Origin of the sequence: Streptomyces sp. BK79 (assembly GCF_044142145.1) — a bacterium.
Classification (GTDB): Bacteria; Actinomycetota; Actinomycetes; order Streptomycetales; family Streptomycetaceae; genus Streptomyces.
This window is the reverse complement of record NZ_JBHVOC010000003.1, coordinates 16,549-38,503: the sequence shown is the minus strand read 5'-3', so window position 1 is coordinate 38,503 and position 21,955 is coordinate 16,549. Positions and strand designations below refer to the sequence as shown.

The 21,955-nt window shown below is 72.7% G+C and carries 22 protein-coding genes; 10 read left to right on the top strand and 12 right to left on the bottom strand.

Going from position 1 to position 21,955, the window contains the following annotated elements:
- Positions 1–107: 107 nt before the first annotated feature.
- Entirely contained in the window at positions 108–911 is an 804-nt protein-coding gene (allR, locus tag ACFIF2_RS04105; RefSeq protein WP_395571083.1) for an allantoin degradation transcriptional regulator AllR, read from the top strand.
- A gap of 54 nt (positions 912–965) precedes the next feature.
- Here allR and ACFIF2_RS04100 read toward each other — a convergent pair whose 3' ends face one another.
- Positions 966–1,280, bottom strand: a complete 315-nt coding sequence (locus ACFIF2_RS04100) for a DUF5955 family protein (RefSeq protein ID WP_395571082.1) — start codon at positions 1,278–1,280, stop codon at positions 966–968.
- A gap of 199 nt (positions 1,281–1,479) precedes the next feature.
- On the opposite strand from ACFIF2_RS04100, the gene ACFIF2_RS04095 reads away from it, so the two are divergent.
- Both ACFIF2_RS04095 and aceB read left to right on the top strand, forming a co-directional pair.
- Positions 1,480–2,079: an NTP transferase domain-containing protein gene (locus tag ACFIF2_RS04095; RefSeq protein WP_395571081.1), complete on the top strand. Its 600-nt coding sequence runs from the start codon at positions 1,480–1,482 to the stop codon at positions 2,077–2,079.
- A gap of 184 nt (positions 2,080–2,263) precedes the next feature.
- On the top strand, positions 2,264–3,886 hold the full coding sequence (gene aceB / locus ACFIF2_RS04090; RefSeq protein ID WP_395571080.1) for a malate synthase A: 1,623 nt from the start codon (positions 2,264–2,266) through the stop codon (positions 3,884–3,886).
- Between the two features lie 93 nt (positions 3,887–3,979).
- On the opposite strand, the gene ACFIF2_RS04085 is transcribed toward aceB, so the two are convergent.
- From ACFIF2_RS04085 to ACFIF2_RS04075, 3 genes are all read right to left on the bottom strand, one after another.
- Complete coding sequence (locus ACFIF2_RS04085) at positions 3,980–4,894, bottom strand: HipA family kinase (protein ID WP_395571079.1); 915 nt, start codon at positions 4,892–4,894, stop codon at positions 3,980–3,982.
- A 72-nt stretch (positions 4,895–4,966) separates the two neighbouring features.
- Entirely contained in the window at positions 4,967–5,581 is a 615-nt protein-coding gene (locus ACFIF2_RS04080; protein WP_395571078.1) for a TOPRIM nucleotidyl transferase/hydrolase domain-containing protein, read from the bottom strand.
- A gap of 61 nt (positions 5,582–5,642) precedes the next feature.
- Entirely contained in the window at positions 5,643–7,118 is a 1,476-nt protein-coding gene (locus ACFIF2_RS04075; RefSeq protein ID WP_395571380.1) for an IucA/IucC family protein, read from the bottom strand.
- 241 nt (positions 7,119–7,359) lie between these two features.
- On the opposite strand from ACFIF2_RS04075, the gene ACFIF2_RS04070 reads away from it, so the two are divergent.
- From ACFIF2_RS04070 to ACFIF2_RS04060, 3 genes are all read left to right on the top strand, one after another.
- Positions 7,360–8,889 (top strand): IucA/IucC family protein, encoded by a 1,530-nt coding sequence (locus tag ACFIF2_RS04070; protein ID WP_395571077.1) that lies wholly within the window; start codon positions 7,360–7,362, stop codon positions 8,887–8,889.
- 61 nt (positions 8,890–8,950) lie between these two features.
- On the top strand, positions 8,951–10,225 hold the full coding sequence (locus ACFIF2_RS04065; RefSeq protein WP_395571076.1) for a VWA domain-containing protein: 1,275 nt from the start codon (positions 8,951–8,953) through the stop codon (positions 10,223–10,225).
- On the top strand, positions 10,225–11,025 hold the full coding sequence (locus ACFIF2_RS04060) for a hypothetical protein (RefSeq protein ID WP_395571075.1): 801 nt from the start codon (positions 10,225–10,227) through the stop codon (positions 11,023–11,025). Before ACFIF2_RS04065 ends, ACFIF2_RS04060 begins: the two co-directional genes overlap by 1 nt.
- 42 nt (positions 11,026–11,067) lie before the next feature.
- Here the strand turns inward: ACFIF2_RS04060 and ACFIF2_RS04055 are convergent, their stop codons facing one another.
- On the bottom strand, positions 11,068–11,709 hold the full coding sequence (locus ACFIF2_RS04055; protein WP_395571074.1) for a winged helix-turn-helix transcriptional regulator: 642 nt from the start codon (positions 11,707–11,709) through the stop codon (positions 11,068–11,070).
- Positions 11,710–11,797: 88 nt separating this feature from the next.
- On the opposite strand from ACFIF2_RS04055, the gene ACFIF2_RS04050 reads away from it, so the two are divergent.
- Positions 11,798–13,006 carry a pyridoxal phosphate-dependent aminotransferase gene (locus tag ACFIF2_RS04050; protein WP_395571073.1) on the top strand — a complete coding sequence of 403 codons (1,209 nt, stop codon included), beginning with the start codon at positions 11,798–11,800 and terminating at the stop codon, positions 13,004–13,006.
- A 31-nt stretch (positions 13,007–13,037) separates the two neighbouring features.
- On the opposite strand, the gene ACFIF2_RS04045 is transcribed toward ACFIF2_RS04050, so the two are convergent.
- A complete protein-coding gene (locus tag ACFIF2_RS04045; RefSeq protein WP_395571072.1) occupies positions 13,038–13,502 on the bottom strand; it encodes a hypothetical protein in 465 nt (154 codons plus the stop codon).
- Between the two features lie 66 nt (positions 13,503–13,568).
- Between ACFIF2_RS04045 and ACFIF2_RS04040 the strand changes: the two genes are divergently transcribed.
- From ACFIF2_RS04040 to ACFIF2_RS04030, 3 genes are all read left to right on the top strand, one after another.
- Entirely contained in the window at positions 13,569–14,168 is a 600-nt protein-coding gene (locus ACFIF2_RS04040) for a histidine phosphatase family protein (protein WP_395571071.1), read from the top strand.
- A 63-nt stretch (positions 14,169–14,231) separates the two neighbouring features.
- Complete coding sequence (locus tag ACFIF2_RS04035) at positions 14,232–14,918, top strand: hypothetical protein (protein WP_395571070.1); 687 nt, start codon at positions 14,232–14,234, stop codon at positions 14,916–14,918.
- Positions 14,919–14,971: 53 nt separating this feature from the next.
- Positions 14,972–15,394 carry an acyl-CoA thioesterase gene (locus ACFIF2_RS04030; protein WP_395571069.1) on the top strand — a complete coding sequence of 141 codons (423 nt, stop codon included), beginning with the start codon at positions 14,972–14,974 and terminating at the stop codon, positions 15,392–15,394.
- A 97-nt stretch (positions 15,395–15,491) separates the two neighbouring features.
- Here the strand turns inward: ACFIF2_RS04030 and ACFIF2_RS04025 are convergent, their stop codons facing one another.
- The 6 genes from ACFIF2_RS04025 to uraD form a co-directional block, all read right to left on the bottom strand.
- Positions 15,492–16,877, bottom strand: a complete 1,386-nt coding sequence (locus ACFIF2_RS04025; protein WP_395571068.1) for a nucleobase:cation symporter-2 family protein — start codon at positions 16,875–16,877, stop codon at positions 15,492–15,494.
- A 259-nt stretch (positions 16,878–17,136) separates the two neighbouring features.
- A complete protein-coding gene (locus ACFIF2_RS04020; protein ID WP_395571067.1) occupies positions 17,137–18,525 on the bottom strand; it encodes an 8-oxoguanine deaminase in 1,389 nt (462 codons plus the stop codon).
- Positions 18,526–18,595: 70 nt separating this feature from the next.
- Complete coding sequence (locus tag ACFIF2_RS04015; protein ID WP_395571066.1) at positions 18,596–20,008, bottom strand: nucleobase:cation symporter-2 family protein; 1,413 nt, start codon at positions 20,006–20,008, stop codon at positions 18,596–18,598.
- Between the two features lie 64 nt (positions 20,009–20,072).
- A complete protein-coding gene (gene pucL / locus ACFIF2_RS04010; RefSeq protein ID WP_395571065.1) occupies positions 20,073–21,008 on the bottom strand; it encodes a factor-independent urate hydroxylase in 936 nt (311 codons plus the stop codon).
- 7 nt (positions 21,009–21,015) lie between these two features.
- Positions 21,016–21,417, bottom strand: a complete 402-nt coding sequence (uraH, locus tag ACFIF2_RS04005; RefSeq protein WP_395571064.1) for a hydroxyisourate hydrolase — start codon at positions 21,415–21,417, stop codon at positions 21,016–21,018.
- Between the two features lie 2 nt (positions 21,418–21,419).
- Complete coding sequence (gene uraD / locus ACFIF2_RS04000; RefSeq protein WP_395571063.1) at positions 21,420–21,929, bottom strand: 2-oxo-4-hydroxy-4-carboxy-5-ureidoimidazoline decarboxylase; 510 nt, start codon at positions 21,927–21,929, stop codon at positions 21,420–21,422.
- Positions 21,930–21,955: the final 26 nt, after the last annotated feature.

The following is a 21,955-nucleotide window of genomic DNA, read 5'->3' as shown; positions in this document are numbered from 1 at the left end:
AGCGGAATTAGAATTCCAGCAAGCAGAACGTAGCTACGTACAAGCCGGTAGTCAACCGGCTGCCGGGTACGCTTCTTTCCTCCCGCCAGCCCCGAAAGGAACGTGCCGTGCCGACGTCCAGCGCCAGCACCACCGACTCCGCCAGGTCCGCCACAGGCGGCGTCCAGTCCCTGGAGCGCGCCTTCGACCTGCTCGAACGGATGGCGGACGCGGGCGGCGAGGTCGGCCTCAGCGAGCTCTCCGCGAGCAGCGGGCTGCCGCTGCCGACCATCCACCGCCTGATGCGCACGCTCGTGGCCTGCGGCTACGTACGCCAGCAGCCCAACCGCCGCTACGCCCTCGGCCCGCGCCTGATCCGGCTCGGCGAGTCCGCCTCGCGCCTGCTCGGCACCTGGGCCCGCCCGCACCTGGCCCGCCTGGTCGAGGAGACCGGCGAGACGGCGAACATGGCACTGCTCGACGGGGACGAGATCGTGTACGTCGCCCAGGTGCCGTCCAAGCACTCGATGCGCATGTTCACCGAGGTCGGCCGGCGCGTCCTGCCGCACTCGACCGGCGTCGGCAAGGCGCTGCTCGCGGACTTCCCGGCGGAGGAGGTGCGGGCGCTGCTGGGCCGCACCGGCATGCCGGCGGCGACCGAGAAGACGATCACCACGGCGGACGGCTTCATCGCGGCGCTGGAGGACGTGCGGCGCCAGGGCTACGCGATCGACGACAACGAGCAGGAGATCGGGGTGCGCTGCCTGGCCGTCTCGGTGCCGAACTCCCCCACCGCGGCGGCGATCTCGATCTCCGGCCCGGCCGGCCGGGTCACGGAGGCCGCGACCGAGCGGATGGTGCCGCTGCTCCAGCAGGTGGCGGCGGAACTCTCCCAGGCCCTGCTCACCTCGAACGGCACCCCGGCCGCCTGAGGTCGCGCCCCGGCGGTGCGTGGGGCGCGCGCCCCACCCGCCCCCGGCCGGGGCTCAGCGGCCCGGAGGGTCGCCGAACAGCTCCACCGCGTGGCGGACGTCCGTCAGGCCGGGCGACAGGGCGCTGACGGATCCGATCGCGCCGGCTATCAGCAGCAGCGAGCGGTGCAGCCGCGGCACCTCGGGGACACCGTGACCCGTCATCGCGGCGAGGTCGGCCAGTTCGTCCTCCGCGATCGCCCGGTCCGGGAAGTCGGCGGGCAGCACGGCCAGTTGGCGGCGCAGGCGGGCCACCGCGGTCCGCAGTGCGGCCACCCTCACGTCCTCGTCGCCGACCGTCACTCGCCTCTGCCCCAAGCTCCGCACCACAGCCCTCCCCCTCGCACCCCGTCGTGCGCCCCTGCGTGGCGAACGCGCCGAGCGCCCCCGAGGCGCTGGCCGGGCGCCGGGGACGCGGGCCAGTAAACGCCACCCCGGACGCCACGCGCCACCGCGCGGACCGAAATTCAGCCTCCCGAAACCCCGCGCACGCCGGAGCGTTCGGCGGGCGGTCGGGTATGCAGGACGCATGACGGACACCGAAGACCAGGTGGCGGGACTGCTGCTCGCCGCCGGGGGCGGGCGGCGGCTCGGCGGACGCCCCAAGGCACTGCTCGAACATCGCGGACATCCACTCGTCGAACACGCGGTCGACGCGTTGCGCGCCGCCGGCTGCGCCCGCGTGCACGTCGTCCTGGGGGCGCGCGCGGAGGCCGTACGGGCGCGGGCGTCCCTCGACGGGTGCGTCCTCGTGGAGAACCCCGACTGGGAGCGGGGCATGGGGTCCTCCCTGCGCGCCGGGCTGGATTCGCTGACCGGTACGGGGGCGGGCGCCGCGCTGGTCTCGCTGGTGGACCAGCCCGGCATCGGGGGGCGGGCGCTGGCGCGGGTACGGGGCGCCTACCGCGACGAGACGACGCTCGCCTCGGCGGCGTACGCGGGCGTGCGCGGGCACCCCGTCCTGCTCGGCGCCGCCCACTGGGCGGGCGTGAGCGTGACTGCCACCGGGGACCGGGGGGCACGCGCCTACCTGAGGGACCACGAGGCGGAGATCGACCTCGTGGAATGCGCCGACGTGGCACAGCCGTACGACATCGACACCGTGGCCGACCTGCGCCACCTTGAGTGAGGGCCGTGGCACTGGGCGCCACTGTCCCTCGACTCAGAGAATCTCGACATCAACAAACCATTGAAGTTCCACGATGAGGAAACTACTATCCACTGACCAGAAGCACTCGACCGCACAGCGAGTGCGCTATGCCCCATACGTGCCCGTTGGCACCCGGTGCCACCGCTGAAGGAAGTGACAGCTCATGTCCGCACCAGCGCCGTCCCCGCTGGCCATCGTCGACGCCGAGCCCCTGCCCCGGCAGGAGGAGGTCCTCACCGATGCGGCGCTCGCCTTCGTGGCCGAGCTGCACCGGCGGTTCACGCCCCGGCGTGACGAGCTCCTCGCCCGCCGTGCGGAGCGCCGCGCCGAGATCGCCCGCACCTCCACGCTCGACTTCCTTCCCCAGACCGCCGCGATCCGCGCGGACGACTCGTGGAAGGTGGCCCCCGCTCCGGCCGCGCTGAACGACCGCCGGGTCGAGATCACCGGCCCGACCGACCGCAAGATGACCATCAACGCCCTCAACTCGGGCGCGAAGGTCTGGCTCGCGGACTTCGAGGACGCCTCCGCGCCGACCTGGGAGAACGTCGTCCTGGGCCAGCTCAACCTGATGGCCGCCTACACCCGCACCATCGACTTCACCGACGAGCGCACCGGCAAGTCGTACGCCCTGCGTCCCGACGAGGAGCTGGCGACGGTCGTCATGCGCCCGCGCGGCTGGCACCTCGACGAGCGCCACCTCCAGGTCGACGGCCGCCCCGTCCCCGGCGCCCTGGTCGACTTCGGCCTGTACTTCTTCCACAACGCCCAGCGCCTGATCGACCTCGGCAAGGGCCCGTACTTCTACCTGCCCAAGACGGAGTCGCACCTGGAGGCCCGCCTCTGGAACGAGGTGTTCGTCTTCGCGCAGGACTACGTCGGCATCCCACAGGGCACCGTCCGCGCCACCGTCCTGATCGAGACGATCACGGCCGCGTACGAGATGGAGGAGATCCTCTACGAACTGCGCGACCACGCCGCCGGGCTGAACGCCGGACGCTGGGACTACCTCTTCTCCATCGTCAAGAACTTCCGTGACGGCGGCGAGAAGTTCGTGCTGCCGGACCGCAACGCGGTCACCATGACCGCCCCGTTCATGCGCGCGTACACCGAACTCCTCGTCCGCACCTGCCACAAGCGCGGCGCGCACGCGATCGGCGGCATGGCGGCCTTCATCCCCTCGCGCCGGGACGCCGAGGTCAACAAGGTCGCCTTCGAGAAGGTCCGCGCCGACAAGGACCGCGAGGCCGGCGACGGCTTCGACGGCTCCTGGGTCGCCCACCCCGACCTGGTCCCGATCGCCATGGAGTCCTTCGACAAGGTCCTCGGCGACAAGCCGAACCAGAAGGACCGCCTGCGCGAGGACGTCGACGTCGAGGCGGCCGACCTGATCGCCATCGACTCCCTGGACGCCAAGCCGACGTACGCGGGCCTGGTCAACGCCGTCCAGGTCGGCATCCGCTACATCGAGGCCTGGCTGCGCGGTCTCGGCGCGGTCGCGATCTTCAACCTCATGGAGGACGCGGCCACCGCGGAGATCTCGCGCTCGCAGATCTGGCAGTGGATCAACGCCGGTGTCGTCCTCGACAACGGCGAGCCGGTCACCGCCGAGCTGGCCCGCAAGGTCGCCGCCGAGGAGCTGGCGAACATCCGCGCGGAGATCGGCGACGAGGCCTTCGCGGCCGGCAACTGGCAGCAGGCGCACGACCTGCTGCTGACGGTGTCGCTCGACGAGGACTACGCCGACTTCCTGACGCTGCCGGCGTACGAGCAGCTCAAGGGCTGAGCCCCGCCCCGCGCAGAGGCGTCCGCGTCCCCGGTACCGCACAGCACCGGGGACGCGGTCGTGCGCCGGGCCGGGTACGCCGGGCGGGGCGCGTCAGCCCAGGTGCGCGGACCAGTCCTGTGCGGCGGGCGGCTTGCCGTGCAGGTCGGGGACGCGCTTGAGCCAGTCGGGCCGGCCGCGCCGGGTGCGTTCCGCGCGGGCGGCGTGCTCGGCGGCGAGTTCCTCGCGGGTCGGGAAGTCGGTGGGCAGCCAGTGCCGGGAGGCCCGTACCCGGGCGTGCAGGTAGCCGGCGTAGGCGGCCCGCACCTCGTCCGGGGTGTCGAAGCCGGCCTCGAGGGTCAGCCAGGCGTCCGGCACCAGCGCCACCACCTCGCGCAGCAGCTCCTGTGTCACCCGCGGCGCCAGCTCCGCGTCGGCGGCGCGGACGTCGGGCGCGTGGTGACCGAGGGCGTGGTGGCGGAAGTCGTAGGCGCGCTCCGGCGCGGAGGTGTCCCAGCGGTGGTGGAAGACCAGGGCCGCCCCGTGGTCGATGAGCCACAGCCTCGGTGGCACGGCGCCGAAGGTGGGCCAGACCATCAGGTTGGAGCTGTGCACCGTGCGGTCGACGTTCGCGGTGAGGGCGTCCAGCCAGACGACCCGGCCGGCCTCCAGGGAGTCCACGGGGAACGTCCGGGCCACCTCGGGGGTGAAGTCGGCGGCGCCCGGCAGGTAGTCCATGCCCAGGTTCAGCCCCGCGCTGGCGTTCATCAGGTCCCGCACCTCCTGGTGCGGTTCCCCGGCGCCGATCGACGGGTCGAAGTGGGTGAGGACCAGCTCGGGGACGCGCAGTCCGAGCGCGCGGGCCAGCTCACCGACGATCACCTCGGCGACCAGCGCCTTGCGGCCCTGCGCGGAGCCGGTGAACTTCACGACGTACGTACCCAGGTCGTCCGCCTCGACGACGGCGGGGACGGACCCTCCGGAGGTGAGGGCTTCGACGTAGCGGGTGGCGGTGACCTCGGTCAGCATGTCCCTGGCATCCGGTTCTCCAGCCCCCTCAAGGCTCCGGTACGAAGAACACATGGTAACCGGACCTGCCGGTCACAGGCTCGCGACGAGCGCGCCGAGCGGGGCCGGTACCTCGTCGGGGCCGAGGGCCTCGACCAGGAGACGGCCGTAGCGGATCTTGCGGCCCTTCTTGGTGCCGAGGAAGCGCCGCAGCTGCTGCTGCCGGGGCCGGCCGTGCTGGGCCCGCTGGCCCAGGAAGGTCTGCCAGGGACGCAGCTCCCCCTCGGACCGGATGATCTCCTCCACCCGTTGCGGGCCGAGCGCGCGGATGAGTTCGTCCTCCAGGTCCGCCACGCACACGAAGAACGCCCGCGGCGCCCCGGCCCGCTGCCAGGCGCGCTCGTAGAACGGCTGCTCCCGCACGTCGCACAGGCCCGTCAGGCCGAGGCCCAGACCGGGCGGGCCGAGCAGGCCGGCGTAGCGTCCGACGCTCATCGCGCCGCCCATCGACACGACGGCCACGCCTTCGGCGGCCAGGTCCCGGCCGCGCCGCGCGGCCAGCGCCTCGACCGCCGCGAGGTCGCTGGCCCCCTCCAGCAGCACCGCCGTACGCACTCCGAGGCGCGTGGCCAGTTCCCCCGCCGCGGCGCCGGGGCCGCCGGCCGCCCAGCGGGTGACCTCGTCCCGGAACGCCTCCATGTCCGCCATGCAGCGAGTGTGCACCCTCACCGCCGGGGGCGGCACCGAATATCGGCCCGCCCGGCGCGGATCAGGTCGCGCGCAGCGGGTTGGGCAGCGGACGGTAGCGGGCGTCGGCGCCGTCGGCGCCCGTCCAGCGGAGCAGGAGGTTGGTCTTGGCGGGGAGGGTGGGCGAGGCGAGCAGGGCCGGGATCTCGGGCAGGTCGTGGCGGGCCAGGGCGCGGCGGGCGGCGGGCCAGGGGTCGAGGCCGGGGTGGTGCTCGGCCAGGGCGGCGGCGATCTCGCAGAGGTGGTTGACGACCAGGCAGTACACCAGGCGCTCCCAGCCCGCCGGCCGGGAGGTCTCCGGCAGCAGCTTCACGCCCTCCGCGTCCCGGAACAGGGCCTGGACCGGCGTCCCGGCGGCGTCCACGGCGACCAGGGTGTTCTGGAGGTGTGCCTCCAGGACGACGCCGTCGTCGGCGAAGGCGGTCAGCACGGGCGGGACGACGGCGGCGAGGTACGCCTCCCACCAGGCGGCCGGATCCCCGGTGCCCGCCAGCGGGTTGCCCGGGAAGCCCTCCACCAGGGCGGCGGCGAGCAGCGGGGTGGCGCCGGGCAGGACCCGGCCGCGCAGACCGTCGCGGACGACCACGGCCAGTTCCTCGAAGGCGAAGTCGGCGGTGCGGTGACCGCGGTCGGAGAGCCAGGCCGCCGGGGACCCGAGCGCGTCGAAGGCCTCGGTGACCGCCGTGTCGGTGCGGCGCAGCCGCATCAGGTCGTGGCGCCACAGGCGCCGGATGTCGTTGGTGACGCGCACGTCGAGGCTGAACTTGAGGAACAGGTCGCGGCCCGGGAGGTACGCGGGCGCGTACAGCGTGCGGATCGCGGCCGTCGGCCAGGCGAGGAAGCCGGTCTCGCCGAGCCTCAGGAGCCGGCCGTCGGCGAAGGCCGGGGCCAGGGCGGCGGCGGTCAGGCCGAGCTGCCAGGGGTGGGCGGGGAGCAGCCGGTAGCCGGGCGGGGCCTGGCCGAGGGCGTCCAGCGCGGTGGTGTCGCCCTCGTCGACGACCGTGTCCTCCCGCACGGCCAGCAGCGTCAGCGGGAAGCGGGCGTGCGCCTCGGGCGCGTACGGCAGCCAGCCCGCCTGGGGGCCACCGCCGCGCGCCTTGGGGGCGGGGTGGTGGGTGTGGCCGGTGAGGAGGGACTGCTCGGAGCGGAGGTAGGGGTCGTCGGGCCGGGTCGCCCGGGCGCGCGCCGCCAGCAGCGCGGCCACCGCGTCCCGGCTGTCGGTCATCTCCGTGGGCAGTTCGTGGTTGGGCAGGCCGGTGTGCCGGCGCAGCTCCTCCGCGACGAGTTCGACCAGCTCGGGGTGGCCGAGGCGGTGCCAGCCGTCCGCCGCGCGGACCTCCGGTTCGGCGGGCCGGCGGCCCGCGCGCACGCGCAGCAGTCTGCCGCCGGGCAGGCGGTACACCGGCCGGGTCCCGGGGTGCGGCACGGGTTCGGCGACCTCGCGCAGCAGGCAGTTCAGCAGCGGCACCGCCGCGCAGGCGTCGGCGCGTTCGGCGATGCCGTCCCGGCGTGCGTCGTCCCGGCGTGCGTCATCTCGGCGTGCGTCGTCCCGGCGTGCCTCGTCCCGCGGGGCGATGTCGTCCGGTTCTGCGGCGTCGGCGCCGGTGGGCGGGGGCAGGAAATCCACGCGTTCCACTCGTTCCCTACGGTCTGTCCATGGCGGAGTCGGCGGGGACGATCAGTATGTCTGTCGTCGCGCCCGAGCCGTGACGTCCTACTCGTACCCGAGGAGCCCGCCCGTGCATCGTTCCCCCAGTGCAGAGGCCGAGGTCGCCGAGGAGCTGGCGGCCGTCCGGCCCGGTCTCGTGGCCCGGTTCGCGCGGGAGCTGCCCGGCGCCCGCGCGGCCGTGCTGTCCCGGTTGTGGCGCGCGTTCGCGTACGAACCCCTGCCGTGGATCGCGGGCCGGGAAGCCGTGCGGGACGGACTCGTCCTGCGCCTGCGGGACGGGCGCACCCTGGCGGGCCCGGCGGCCGACCCGTACCGCACGGACGGGTATGTGCGCGGGGTACGGCTCGACGGGGCCGGGTACGACGACCCGGCGCGCCTGGTGGGCGACCTCGCCGTGCCGCACTCGGCGGGGTTCGCCGCGGAACTCGGGCACAGCGTGGCATCGTTGGCGCTGTCGCGCGCCGCGTGGGAAGAGAGGGCACGGGAAGCGGGGGCGCGGGAGAATCACCCGGACGAGTGGCCGGACAGCGACTGGGCGTGGGAGCGGCGGGTGGTCGACGGGCACCCGTACCACCCCAACTGCCGTTCCCGGCCGGGTTTCTCCGTGGCGGAGCAGCTCGCCTACGGGCCCGAGCACGGACCGGTGGTGGGGCTGGGCCTGGTGCCGGTACCGGCCGACGGGTGCCTGGTGTCGGGGGTGTGGCCCGGGGACCTGCGGGACGGGACGCGGATCCTGCTCCCGGTGCATCCGTGGCAGGCCGCGCACGTGCTCAAGCGGCCGTGCGAGGAGCGGATCGCCGCGCACCCGCTGATGTCCCTGCGGACGCTCGCCGTGCCCGGCGGCCCGCACGTCAAGACCGCGCTGAGCGCCCGGCTGACGTCGTCGGTGCGGGACATCTCGGTCGCGTCGGTCGCCGCGTCGGCGGCCCTCTCGTCGTTCGGCGAGGAGCTGGCGGCCCGCATGGGGGGCCTGCTGCACGTGACCCGCGCGCTGGGCGCGGCCACCGCCCACTCGCCCGACCTGGCCGCCGTACTGCGCGAGTCGCCGGGCGCCCACGGCTCGGCCGGCGAGCACGTCGTGCCGGTGGCGGCGCTGGCGACCACCCCGCTGCCCCGGTCCCCGAAGTGGCTGGCGGCCTTCGCCCGGCTCGCGCTCGGTGTCGGACTGCGCGCGCTGGAGCGGGGGGTGGCCTTGGAGGCGCACGGCCAGAACCTCCTCGTGGTGCTGTCCCCGGCCGGCGATCCCGTGCGCCTGGTCTACCGCGACCTCGCCGACATCCGGGTGAGTCCGGCACGGCTGGCCCGGTACGGCATCGCGGCTCCGGAGCTGCCCGCGCGGATGCTCACCGACGACCCCGCGGTGCTGCGCCGGAAGCTGTTCGGCTCGCTGGTGGGGGGTGCGCTGGCGGCCACCGCGGGCACGGGGGCGGCGTTGCGGGACGCGCTGGGGGCGGCCGTACGGGAACTGCCGCGCTCACCCGACCTGGTGGATCTGTGCGAACAGCCGCTGCCGGTGAAGGCGCTCACGCTGATGCGCACCTCACCGGAGGGCACCGGGGACCAGTGGGCCCGGCTGCCCAACCCACTGCGGTGGGCGTGAGGTTCGCGCGGCGCGGGGTCTCGTTTTGGAGCCCGGCACCAGTGATCCATAAGATCCGCCGATGATCACAAGAACACGGCTGGCGGCGGGTGCCTGTGCCCTGCTCGCCGCGCTGGCGGCCGGGATAGCCTTCCCGGCCCCGGCGACCGCCGGCGAACCCACGGGCCAGGACGCGCCGAAGGTCGACCTGGTGCTCGACGTCAGCGGTTCGATGCGGACGCGGGACATCGACGGCGGTACCCGGATGGCCGCGGCGAAGCAGGCGTTCAACGAGGTGCTCGACGCGACGCCGGAGGAAGTACGGCTCGGCATCCGCACCCTGGGCGCGAACTACCCGGGTGACGACCGCAGGAGGGGCTGCGAGGACACCGCGCAGCTCTATCCGGTCGGCCCGCTGGACCGCACCGAGGCCAAGACGGCGGTGGCGACGCTGGCGCCCACCGGCTGGACGCCGATCGGGCCCGCACTGCTCAAGGCCGCCGACGACCTCGACGGCGGGAACGGCTCCAAGCGCATCGTCCTGATCAGCGACGGCGAGGACACCTGCGCGCCGCTCGACCCGTGCGAGGTGGCCCGCGAGATCGCGGCCAAGGGCATCGGGCTGACCATCGACACGCTGGGCCTGGTCCCCAACGCCACGATGCGGCAGCAGCTGAGCTGCATCGCCGAGGCGACCGGCGGGACCTACACCTCCATCGAGCACACCGACGAACTCACCGACCGCGTCAACCAGTTGGTGGACCGGGCGGCCGACCCGGTGGTGACGCCGGTCGCCACCGAGGGCGCCGACGCGTGCGCGAAGGCGCCGACGCTGGAGTCGGGGCTGTACACGGACCGCGAGGAGTTCGGGCAGCAGCGCTGGTACCGGGTGGACGTGCTGCCGGGACAGGAACTGCGCGCCTCGGTGAGCGTGGGCGCCGACCGTGCCGTGAGCCCGTCCTACGGGGTGCTGCTGCGGGCGGTCACGGCGCACGGCCGGGAGATCGTGCGCGGCGAGGCGGCGGGCAACGGCCGCACGGACGTGGTCTCGACCGGTCTGCGCTACCCGAAGCCGGAGATCGACGACGCGGACGCGGGCAAGCCGGCCGCGGAGCCCGTCTGCCTCCAGGTCACCAACTCCTTCTCCGCCGCGCCCGGCGTGAAGACCACCCCCGGTCTGCCGCTGGAGCTGACGGTCGACGTCGTGGACGGACCGAACCAGGCCGACGACGTGGCCGCCTTCGGCCTCGGACGCGGCTGGTGGCTGCTGGGCGTGCTGGTGCTCGTCGGTTTCCTCGCCGGTCTGCTGTGGGGCTGGCTGTCGCGCTGGCGGTTCGCGGTCTGGAGGACCCACTGATGCGTATCACCCGAGTGCTGAGTACCGCGCTGCTGCTGCTCGGTCTCGCCGCCGCACCCGCGGCGGCCGAGGGCACGCCCTCCGCGAGCCCGTCGGAGGACGGCGGCGCGCCGACCAGTGCGGGCACGTCCTTCCGTACGGCGACGGAGATCGAGCAGGGTCAGCGGGCCACGGCGAGCGGCTCCGCGGGCGACTACCTGTACTGGTCGTTCCCCGCGGACGCGGAGCAGCGGCCGACCGTGAAGGCCACGGTGAAGCTGCCCGGGGCGCACGCCTCCCAGACGTGGCGGATCGACGTGTACGACGGTCTGCGCCGCCGCCAGGCCTGCCAGTGGGGCGCCCAGACGCGCACGGCGGCCGAGGGCACGCCCTCCGTGGAGCTGGCGTGCGTGCTGCGCACGGTCCGCGCCTGGTCCGAGCCGTGGGCCAACGACCCGCTGCCCGGCACGTACTACGTCCGGCTGACGGTGGTGGGCCTGCCGACGTCCGACCTCGGCGTGCCGGTCGGCGCCGAGGTGCGGGTCGACTCCAAGGACATGGGCGGAGCGGCCGCCGTGGACGGCTCGCTGTCCGAGCCGCTGGTGCCGGGCGTCGCGATGACGTCCGGACAGGACGACGACGCGGAGCGCGCCGCGGTGCTGTCCGAGATCGAGCCCGAGGACGGCTGGTCGTCGGGCTGGTGGTCCGACCGGTGGGTGTGGACCGGGATCGGTGCCGTGCTGGCCGCGCTCGCGGGCATCGGCGGGTACGCGCTGACGCGCGGTTCCGGACGCCCGTCGCGGGTGCCGCCGGGCGCCTGAGCACCGGTCAGGAGGCCCGCCGACGGCGGGCCTCCTGATGTTTCACACCTCCCTGAGCTCCTTGGCCGCCGCGCCCTCGCCGGTCACCTCGACGCGGCCGTCGCGCACCGCCTCCCGCAGGCCCAGTTCGCCGCGGCTGAGCGCCGCGCACGTCCCGGCGTCCAGCACCAGGCGGGCGTCGGGTTCCCCCGGCGCGGGACCGTCGCCGTACACCGCGTCCCCGCCGTCCGCACCGGCGTGCAGGTGGAACTCCCCCTCCTCCAGCCGGACCTCCACGACCCCCTCGCCCGCTCCGGCCTCCCGCAGCGCGCGCCGCAGGGGCAGCGCGAACCAGTGCGCCCGTACGGCGTCGGTGGGCCGCCGTTCCCCCAGCTCACCGGCGCCCCACGCGCCGAGCGCCTCCAGCACCGGCAGCAACGCGCGGCCTCGCGGGGTGAGTTCATAGACGTACGCCGCTCCCGGCGGGGGCAGGCGGCGCCGGTTCGTCAGCCCGTCGCGCTCCATGTCCTTCAGCCGCGAGGCGAGGACGTCCGTGCTGACGCCGGGCAGGTCGGCGTGCAGGTCGGTGTAGCGCCGCGGGCCGGCCAGCAGCTCCCGGACGATCAGCAGGGTCCAGCGGTCGCCGACGGAGTCGAGCGCGCGGGCGGCGGAACAGTACTGGTCGTAGCTTCGGCGAGGTGACATGCGACGCAGTGTAGACAAGTTGTTGGACTTTCCAAGCTCCTACTTGGTAAAACCAAGCATCACCAGATCACCGGAGGGGAAGCGCCGCATGGAGTTCCGGCAGTCGAACAAACTCAGCGAGGTCTGTTACGAGATCCGCGGCCCGGTCATCGAGCACGCCAACGCGCTGGAGGAGGCCGGGCACAGCGTGCTGCGCCTGAACACGGGCAACCCGGCGCTCTTCGGTTTCGAGGCGCCGGAGGAGATCCTCCAGGACATGATCCGCATGCTCCCCCAGGCGCACGGCTACACGGACTCGCGCGGCGTCCTCTCCGCCCGCCGTGCCGTCGCCCAGCGCTACCAGGCCCTCGGCCTGGAGGTGGGCGTGGACGACGTCTTCCTCGGCAACGGCGTCTCCGAGCTGGTCTCCATGGCCGTACAGGCCCTGCTGGAGGACGGCGACGAAGTCCTGATCCCCGCCCCCGACTTCCCCCTCTGGACGGCGGTGACCACCCTCGCGGGCGGCAAGGCGGTGCACTACCTGTGCGACGAGCAGGCGGAGTGGTACCCGGACCTGGCCGACATGGAGTCGAAGATCACCGACCGCACCAAGGCGGTCGTCATCATCAACCCCAACAACCCCACGGGCGCCGTCTATCCCAAGGAGATCGTCGAGGGCATCCTCGACCTCGCCCGCCGGCACGGTCTGATGGTCTTCGCCGACGAGATCTACGACCAGATCCTGTACGACGACGCCGTGCACCACTCGGCCGCAGCCCTCGCCCCCGACCTGGTGGTCCTCACCTTCTGCGGCCTGTCCAAGACGTACCGGGTGGCGGGCTTCCGCTCCGGCTGGCTGGTCGTCACGGGGCCGCGGCAGCACGCGCGCGACTACCTGGAGGGCCTGACCATGCTGGCCTCCATGCGGCTGTGCGCCAACGCGCCCGCCCAGTACGCCATCCAGGCCGCGCTCGGCGGCCGGCAGTCGATCCGCGAGCTGACGGCCCCGGGCGGCAGGCTGCGCGAACAGCGGGACGTGGCCTGGGAGAAGCTGAACGAGATCCCCGGCGTGTCCTGCGTGAAGCCCAAGGGCGCGCTGTACGCGTTCGCGCGCCTCGACCCGGCGGTGCACAGGATCCACGACGACGAGAAGTTCGTCCTGGACCTGCTGCTGCGGGAGAAGATCCAGGTCGTCCAGGGCACCGGCTTCAACTGGCCCGCCCCCGACCACTTCCGCATCCTGACCCTGCCCCACGCGGACGACCTGGAGGCGGCGATGGGGCGGATCGGACGGTTCCTCGGCGGGTACCGGCAGTAGTCCCGGCCCGGCTCTCCCGGAGGGCTTCGGCCTACCAGTGGGAAAGGATCTGGCGGACCGGGTGGCCGAGCGCCTCGGCCACGCGGGCGAGTTCCTCCTCGGAGAGCCAGTCCCGCTCCGGGTACAGCACGTCGATCTCGAACCGGGCGAAGCCGCACGGCCAGTCGTAGACCAGGTCGTTGAGGGAGGTCCGCGCACCGCAGCAGGGCGTCGTGGTCCCCAGGGTGGCGAAACCCTCCTCATGCCGGGCCGTCACCTCCTTCCCGAACCACTCGCCGGTGTACAGGTCCGCCCCGCACCGCGGGCACCTGATCCCCTGCAAATTCTCCCCGCAGACGACGACCCGGGGTATGTCGTGCCACTTGACCTCGTCCTCCCCCAGGCGGTCGTGGTCCGGCAGGAATCCGGCCAAAACCGCGGCGGCACGGCCGGCGGCCTCCTCGCCGGGCTGCCACCAGGGGTCGGTCGGGATCACCGTCAGGTAGTGGTCGCTCATACGGATCACTGAAGCAGACGCCACTGACAATCGGCCCGGGGCGAACCCCGGCCGTAGTCTGGGGGCATGGGTGATCTTTTTCTGGTGCGGCACGGGGAGACCGAGTGGTCGCGGTCCGGGCGGCACACCGGGCTGACGGACGTGCCGCTGACCGACAACGGGCGGGAGCAGGCGCGGAGTCTGGTGCCGCTGATCCGTTCGCACCGGATCGGGGCCGCGTTCGTCAGTCCGTTCCAGCGGGCCAGGGAGACGGCCGAGCTGATCGGACTGCACGGGGTCCGGATCGATCCGGACCTGCACGAGTGGGACTACGGCGGGTACGAGGGGATCACGACGGTCGAGATCCACCGGACCAGGCCCGACTGGTTCCTGTTCACGGACGGGGTCGAGCCCGGGCCGCCGGACCACCCCGGGGAGACGCCGGAGCAGGTCGGCGAGCGGGCCGACCGGGTGCTGGCCCGGGTGGAGGCCGCGTTCGCCGACACCGAGGGGTGCGTGGTGCTGGTGGCGCACGGACACTTCCTGCGGGTGCTGACCGCACGGCACCTGGGGCTGCCGCCGTCGCACGGCGCGCTGTTCCAGCTGGGCACGGGGACGCTGTGCCGGCTGGGCACGGAGCACGGGCGGCCGGTGATCGCCGCGTGGAATGTCAGACCTCCGTCGTAGTCTTCGAGGGCAGTCTCGCAGAGCTGTCTTCGAGGGCGTGCGGGCCGACGGAAGGAGGACGCCGTGGCACTGTCGCCGACCGCGGCGCAGCGGCGCCTCATCGCCGCCGCCGACCCCGTGACCGGCCGGCTGAAGGGCACGGAGGCCCAGCTCACCGCGCTGGTGAAGCGCGGGCTCGCCTTCCGGCACCACCGTCCGCCGCACGACCACTTCCTCACCCCGGCCGGGCACCGGATACGGGAGGCCCCCGCCGGGCAGGCCCCGACGGCCTCCGCCAGCACCCGCCCGTCGGGCGACGGGACCTCCGCACCGGCCGGTGGGACCTCCGCACCGGCCGACGGGGGCGTCTTCGCCGCTCGCGTGGGCGGGGAGGAGCCGGTGCCCGGCGAGGCCGGACCGGCGCGGCTGCGTGAGGTGCGCGGCGCCTGGCAGGGGCTGTTGGAGCTGCGCCGGATGACGCATCCCGACGGGAGCACGGACCGGCCCTGCGGGTGGGAGCGGACGCATCTCGTGCGGGCCGCCGCGCTCGCCCTGGAGGCGGCCGGGCATCGTCCGGCGGGCCCGGCCGGCACGGACGGGTACCGGGTGCGGGCGACACCGCAGCCGGAGGCCGTCGCCGTGTACGAGCCGGACGGCACCGCGCTGCGGGCCTGCGCGGCGACGCTGGAGCGGGCGGGCTGGCAGGTCGGGGAGCACACCGAGCCGCGTACCCGGGCCCGTTACCTGCTGGCCTCCCCGCGGAAGGTGTGACGCCCCGTGCCAGGATCGAGGGGTCCGTACGTCCACGAGGAGAGGCAGCAGCGGTGAGCGAGCCGTTTTCCGTACCCGTGACGGTCCGCGGGTACGAGACCGATACGCAGGGCCATCTGAACCAGTCCGTCTACCTCAACTACGCCGAGCACGCCCGCTGGTCGCTGCTCCGCGCGGCCGGCATCCGCCAGGCCGACCTCGTGTCCCGGGGCGTGGGCCCCGTCGCCCTGGAGACGACGATCCGTTACCGGCGGGAGCTGCTCGCCGGTGACGAGGTCGAGGTGAGCTGCGCGTTCGAGTGGGGCGAGGGCAAGACGTTCCGGATCCGGCAGACCGTCCGCAAGGCGGACGGCACGGTCGCGGCCGAGATCGAGGCGGTGGGCGGGCTGATGGACCTGACGGCCCGCCGGCTGGTGGCCGATCCGCGGCAGCGCTTCAAGGAACTGGCCACGGACCCGGCGCTGCTCGACGCGTGACGCCGACGTCCCGGCTCCGCGCCGGACACATGTGGGGCCGGCGCCTGTGGTGGAGGCGCCGGCCCCGGTAACGCCCGGGGTTCACCCGGTGCCGGACTCACGGGGTGGCCGGGGCGCGGGACGCCCCGGTGATCTCCTCCCCGGCCTCCATCGGATGGGTCACGTCCTCCGCGTCCTGTCCCTTGCCGATGTGGTTGAAGACCAGGTTGAGCAGGACGGCGGCCACACAGCCGGTCGAGATGCCCGAGTCCAGGATGATCTTCGCGTTCTCCGGGAACGAGTGGTAGAACTCCGGCGCCGCGATCGGGATGATGCCGACGGCCAGGGACACCGCCACGATCAGGACGTTGTTGTCCTTGTCCAGGCTCGCCCGGACCAGGGTCTGGATGCCGCTGGCCGCGACCGAGCCGAACAGCACGACGCCGGCGCCGCCGAGCACGGGGCGGGGCACGACGGCGATGAGCGAGGCGGCCATCGGACACAGGCCCATCAGCACCAGGAAGCCGCCGCCCGCGGCGACGACGTAGCGGCTGCGGATCTTGGTCATCGCGACCAGGCCGATGTTCTGCGCGAAGGCGCTGCACATGAAGCCGTTGAAGATCGGGCTGATCGCCGAGCCCAGGGTGTCGGCGCGCAGACCGGCCGCGATGGTCTTCTCGTCGGCCTTGCGGTCCACGATCTCGCCGAGCGCGAGCATGTCGGCGGTGGACTCGGTCATGGAGACCACCATCACCACGCACATGGAGAGGATCGCGGCGAGCTGGAACTGCGGGGCGCCGAAGTGGAACGGGGTCGGGAAGCCGACGACGCTCGCCTCCGTGACCGGTCCGAAGTCGGTCACACCGAACGGGATCGCGATGATCGTGCCCGCGACCAGGCCGAGCAGCACGGCGATCTGCTTGACGAACCCGCGGGTGAAGCGGCGCAGGAGGAGCACGATCACCAGGGTGATCGCGGCCAGGCCCAGGTTGGTCGCCGAGCCGAAGTCGTCCGCCGCCGGGCTGGAGCCCTGTGCCCACCCGAAGGCGACGGGCAGCAGGGAGATGCCGATGAGGGTGATGACCGTGCCGGTGACGACCGGCGGGAAGAAGCGGATCGCCTTGCAGAAGACGGGGGAGAACAGGAAGCCGAGGAGTCCGGCGACGATGACGGCGCCGAAGATGATCGGCAACGCGTCGTCCTTGTCCTCGGTGGAGGCGACGATCGCGGTCATGGGGGCGACGCCGGCGAAGGTGACGCCGTTGACGAACGGCAGGCGGGCGCCGATCTTCCAGATGCCCAGGGTCTGCAGGAAGGTCGCCAGGCCCGCGGTGAACAGGCAGGCGCCGGTGAGGAAGGTGAGTTCGGTGGCGGACAGCCCGATGGCCGCGCCGACTATCAGGGGTGGTGCGACTACTCCGGCGTACATGGCGGCCACGTGCTGCAGGCCGGTCGTCGCCATCTTGAGGGGCGGGAGTTTCTCGTCTACAGGGTGGTCGGCCACGGCGGCGTTCCTCCGGTCGGGTACACGTCAGCTCTGACGTGGGTGTCAGGGAGGTGGTGCTGGTGGTGACGGTCGTGCGGGACCGTGACGGACCGTTCTGGGGAAACGGTGACCGCTCCCGGGGCGTGCGTATGGACGCACGCCCCCGGAGACGGCCGCCATGGACCCCGCTCGGGTCCACGGCTACCGGCCGAAAGCCGTCCCTCTCGGCCGGAGATCAAGTGGTGTTCGGTCGTACGTCGTTGCGGTCGTAGGTCGTTCAGGCCTGCGCGGCGATCCTCGCCAGCCGCTGCGCCTCGTCGCGGGTGGAGCGGGCGATGGCGTCCTCGTCGGCCGTGAGCAGCCTGCCGTCCTCGACGATCTGCCGGCCGTTCACGAACGATGCCGTGACCGGGGCGGCGGCGCCGAAGACCAGGGCGGTCACCGGGTCGGCGATGGAGGAGTGGGCGAGGGTGTCCATCCGCCACAGCACCAGGTCGGCGAGCTTGCCCGCCTCCAGGGAGCCGGTCTCGGCGGCCCGGCCGAGGACCTGCGCACCGCCGTAGGTGCCCAGGCGCAGCGCCTTGCGGGCGTTCAGCGCGGCCTCGCGGTGGGCGCCGAGGCGGTTGACGAGGAGGGCGTTGCGCAGTTCGGTGTGGAGTTCGCCGGACTCGTTGGAGGCGGTGCCGTCCACGCCGAGACCGACCGGGACGCCGGCGGCGAGCATGTCGGGGACGCGGGCGATTCCGGCTGCCAGCCGGGCGTTGGAGGACGGGCAGTGGGCGACGCCGGTCCTCGTGCGGGCGAACGCGGCGATGTCGGAGTCGTTCATGTGGACGCAGTGCGCCATCCACACGTCCTCGCCGAGCCAGCCGGTGGACTCGAAGTAGTCGGTGGGGCCCATGCCGAACAGCTCGTGGCAGAACTTCTCCTCCTCCACCGTCTCCGAGCCGTGGGTGTGCAGCCGCACACCCAGCCGGCGGGCCAGTTCGGCGCCCTGGCGCATCAGTTCGGTGGAGACGGAGAAGGGCGAGCAGGGGGCGACGGCGACCTGGGTCATGGCGTCGAAGGAGGAGTCGTGGTGCTCCTTGACGGTGGCCTCGGTGGCGGCGAGCGCGCCGTCCAGGCTCTCCACCGCGAAGTCCGGCGGCAGCCCGCCGTCGGACTCGCCGCGGTCCATGGAACCGCGGGCGAGGGTGAAGCGGACGCCCATCTCGCGGGCGGCGCGGATGATCGCGCCGGACAGGTCGCCGGAGCCCCGGGGGAAGACGTAGTGGTGGTCCATGGCGGTGGTGACGCCGCCGCGGGCCATCATGGCGAGGGAGCCCTGGGCGGCCGCGTACGCCATGGGCTCGTCGATGCGCGCCCAGGTCGGGTACAGCGCGACCAGCCAGTTGAACAGGTTGTGGTCGGTGGCCAGGCCCCGGGTGATCCACTGGTAGAAGTGGTGGTGGGTGTTGACCAGGCCGGGGGTGACCAGGTGACCGGTCGCGTCGATCCGGCGTACGACGTTCTCCAGGCCCTCGGGTGCCTGCCCCGCGCCGACGGACTCGATCCGGTTGCCGGCGATCACGACGTGGCCCGAGGCGTACTCGGTGTCTCCCGCGTCGACGGTCGCGACGGCACAGTTCTCGATGACGATGCGCTCGGCTGCCGATGATGCTGCCATGCTGCTTCCTTGTCTTTCAGTTCGGCCCGTGGGCGGGGGTGAGTACCCACGGGGAGGGCACGGCAGGACCCTAGGAGGATTTGAGTGCCGGGGCCGTCGGGCGGCTCCGGGTGCCGAGATGGTGGAAGAACAGGTTGAGCGTGACCGCGACGAGCGCCCCGGCGCTGATGCCGGAGCCGAGGACGGTCTGCGCCCAGGCCGGGAACTCGGCGTAGAAGGTGGGCGCGGCCAGCGGGATGATGCCCGCACCGAGCGCCACGGCCACCAGGATGATGTTGGAGCTGTCGTCCAGGCCGGCCTCGGACAGCGTACGGATGCCGCTGACGGCGATGGAGCCGAACAGGACGATGCCCGCGCCGCCGAGGACCGGCATCGGGACCAGGGAGACGACCGCGCCGAGGACCGGGAAGGCGCCGAGGACCAGCAGGGTGGCGCCGGCGACGGCGACGACGTAGCGGCTGCGCACCCGGGTGAGGGAGACGACGCCCACGTTCTGGGCGAAGGCGGAGGTGGGGAAGCCTCCGAAGACGGGGCCGACCAGGGTGGCGAGGCCGTCGGTGCGCAGGCCGCGGGTGATGACCTTGGAGTCGGCGCGGCGGTCGCAGATCTCGCCGAGGGCGAGCATGCCTGCGGCCGACTCGGTCATCAGGACCAGCATCACGATGCACAGGGAGAGGATCGCGGCGGGCTGGAACTCGGGGGCGCCGAAGGCGAACGGCGTGGGCAGGGCCGCGACCGGCGCGGACTTCAGGCCGCTGAAGTCGGCCATGCCGAAGGGGATGGCGACCAGGGTGCCGATGAGCAGGCCGAAGAGGAGGGCGACCTGCTTGAGGAAGCCCTTGCCGAAGCGCTGGATGACGAGGATGACGCCGAGGGTGAACGCGGCGAGCGCGAGGTTGCGCATCGAGCCGAAGTCCGCGGCGGTCTTGTCGCCGCCCTGGGCCCAGCCGACTGGGACCGGCATCAGGGTGACGCCGATGAGGGTGATGACCACGCCGGTGACCAGGGGTGGGAAGAAGCGCAGGAGCCGGCCGAAGAAGGGGCCGACGGCGAGGCAGAAGACGCCGGCGACCATCACCGCGCCGTAGATGGCGGGGAGTTGGCTGCCGTCGCCGTTGGTCTCGGCGATGGCGAGGATGGGGGCGATGCCGGCCGAGGAGGCGGCGTTGACGAAGGGCAGGCGGTTGCCGACGAAGCCCTTGACGCCGATGGTCTGGATCAGGGTGGCGATGCCGGCGATGAGCAGGCTCGCGGCGATCAGCCGGGTGCGGCCCTCGATGTCGAGGCCGACGGCCTGGCCGATGATGAGCGGAGGAGTGACGACGCCCGCGTACATGGCGGCGATGTGCTGGAGCGCGGCGGGGACGAGCCGCGAGGGGTGGAGCTTCTCGTCGACCGGATGCACGGACGTGACGGCGTCCTCGGTGTGCACCGGCGGGGTGGAACCCAGGCCGTCGGCGGGCCCTTTCGCAGGCAGTGCCATGGTGTTTCCTCCGGTGTGGCGCGCCGCCGGCCCGTGGGGCCGGGCCGGTGGCGCGCGTTCCGCGTCAGAGGTTGGTCATGTCGACCGGGATGAGTTGCTCGGCGCCGTCGCGCAGGATGGTGGCCTCGATCAGGCCGTAGGGGCGGTCGGCGGCGTAGTACACGGCGCCGTCCTTGGCCTCGTTGTCCATCCCGAAGGGCGACAGGTCCGAGCGGAAGTGGTGCTTGTTGGGCATCGAGAAGCGGATCTCGTCGACCTCGTCGCGGGAGTTCAGCACCCGCACACCCATCTCGAAGAGGGTCTGCTGGAGCGAGTACGAGTAGGTCTCGGCGAACGCCTGGAGCGCGTGCTTGCGCACCCCGCTGTAGGAGCGGTCCCAGTCGGGGGCGTGCGAGTCGACGCCGTCCCAGTTGTGCCGCCACCAGGTGGAGACGGTGGTGGCGAGGATGCGGTCGTAGTCTTCCTGGAGGGTGGTGTACTTGTCCTTCAGGAAGCCGAAGAACTCGGAGTTGGTGGAGTTCAGGACGGTCAGGTCCTTGAACCCGGAGAGCACCTGGATGCCGTGGCCGTCGTAGGTGATCTGCGCGACGCGGGTCTCCTGGCCCTTGCGGACGAAGGAGTGGGCGATCTCGTCGGAGCCGACGAAGCGGGCGCCGCCCTTCGAGGTCTCGATCCGCTCCCAGCCGTACTCCTCGATGCGGATGCGGGCGCGGTGGATCGGCTCGTTGTTGTCCACGAAGTGGCGGGCGAGCTTGACGCCGAGGTCCTCGGCGCTCTCGATGCCGTGCTCCTTGGCGAAGGCGAACACCGTGTTCTTGGTGGTGTCGGTCGGCAGGACGTTGGCGTTGGAGCCGCTGCGGTGGACCTCCTCCATCTCGCCGGAGAGGGCGACGGAGACGTTCAGGTCCTTGATGTGGTGCGTGTCGCCGTCACGCGTGATCTTGACAACGCGGTTCTCTGCCTTGCCGTACTGGTTCTGTCCCAGGACGAAGCGGGTCATGTGTCGGTCAGCTCCCTCGGTAAACGGAGTAGCCGAACGGGTTGAGCAGCAGCGGAACGTGGTAGTGCTCCCCGGGCACCACCGCGAAGGTGATGGTGACCTCGGGGAAGAACACCGGCCGGCCGTTCTCGCTGTCCCGGAGCGCGGGGGCGTCCTGCTGGGCCGCGGCTTGTTTCTTGGCGAAGTACGTCTCGGTGTCGAAGTCGAGCCGTACGTGGGTGGTGCCCTCCGGCAGTGCCGGGAGGTCCTTGCACCGGCCGTCCGCGTCGGTCGCGGAGCCGCCGAGCTTCTGCCAGTCCGCATCGCCGCCCGAGCGGGCGGCGAGGTGGACGGCGACGCCCTCGGCGGGACGGCCGACGCTGGTGTCCAGGATGTGCGTGGACACGGAGGCGGTGGTGCTGGTGCTCATGGTCAGGCGTCCTGTTCGACGAGTCGGTTCAGGCGGATGCGGTTGATCTTCCCCAGTTCGGTGCGGACGATCTCCCGCTCCTGCTCGGGCGAGTTCCCGATCCGCTCCTTGACCGCGTCCCGCATCTGCTCGCCGGTCCGGCCGGTGGCGCAGATGAGGAAGACGTGGCCGAACTTGTCCTGGTAGGCCAGGTTGAGTTCGAGCATCTCCGCCTTGAGGTCCTCCGAGGCGCCGGCCATGCCCGCCTGCTCGCGGGAGGAGGTCGGGTCGCCCGGCTTTGGGCGGCCGATCGGCGGATGCCCGGCCATCGCCTCGGCGAGGTCGTCCGCCGTCAGCTCGGCCATGGCGGCGTCGCTGGCGGCGTACAGGTCCTCGGCAGTGGCGAAGGGGCGGGCTTCGAGCAGTCGCCGGGCCCACGCCGTGGAGGCACACGCCTTGTGGAGTTCGGCGAGCGCCGCGGACTCCTCGGATGCGTTGAAACGGGCCAGGCCCGACGCGGAAGTGGACGTCACGGGAGCCTCCGTGGCCTTGTGCTGAA